Here is a 523-nt window from a genome sequence, read left to right as displayed (position 1 = left end):
GGCCGACGCCCTGCTGCGTACGTCCAGGCGACCGTGGTGCCCGGACATCTTCTGAGTGCGCTGTCGCTTGCTCCTTCCGCCGGTGACGGGTGGGCGTTGGTGCATCCGTAGCGAGCTGTTCAGTTGTGGTTGTGGTGGTGCCCGTCGGCGGGCTCCCGGCTCCCCTCCGGAAGGGAACCCGGCCGGCGGTCCGTGCGGAGTGCCCTCAGCCGGACTGGGCGAACAGCATCACGAGGATGACCGCGCCGATGCCGCTGATCACGGTGTTGCGCGCCTTGATGCCCACCGTGAGGGCGACGAAGGCGATGATCCCCATCGGGCCGTACTTCCACTGGACGAGCTGCTCGAACCCGATGGCCAGGGCGGCGACGACGACGGCGATGAGCGGCATGGCGGTCCCCCTTTGTCCGGTGGCCTCCCCGCCGCCCTCCTGGTGAGCCAACCCCTTTGTGGGTCTGCCAGGTTGGGCGAGTTGGTGACCAACTTGTTCTTAGTTATCTCCACTTGGAAGAGTCCTATAACC

The 523-nt window shown here is 66.5% G+C and carries 1 protein-coding gene; it reads right to left on the bottom strand.

The window, feature by feature from the left end:
• Positions 1 to 205: 205 nt before the first annotated feature.
• Positions 206 to 391 (bottom strand): hypothetical protein, encoded by a 186-nt coding sequence (locus LPA54_RS36420; protein WP_093768593.1) that lies wholly within the window; start codon positions 389 to 391, stop codon positions 206 to 208.
• Positions 392 to 523 lie beyond the last annotated feature (132 nt).

Origin of the sequence: Streptomyces sp. DH12 (assembly GCF_020873895.1) — a bacterium.
GTDB lineage: Bacteria > Actinomycetota > Actinomycetes > Streptomycetales > Streptomycetaceae > Streptomyces.
This window is presented reverse-complemented; position numbering and strand designations above follow the sequence as displayed.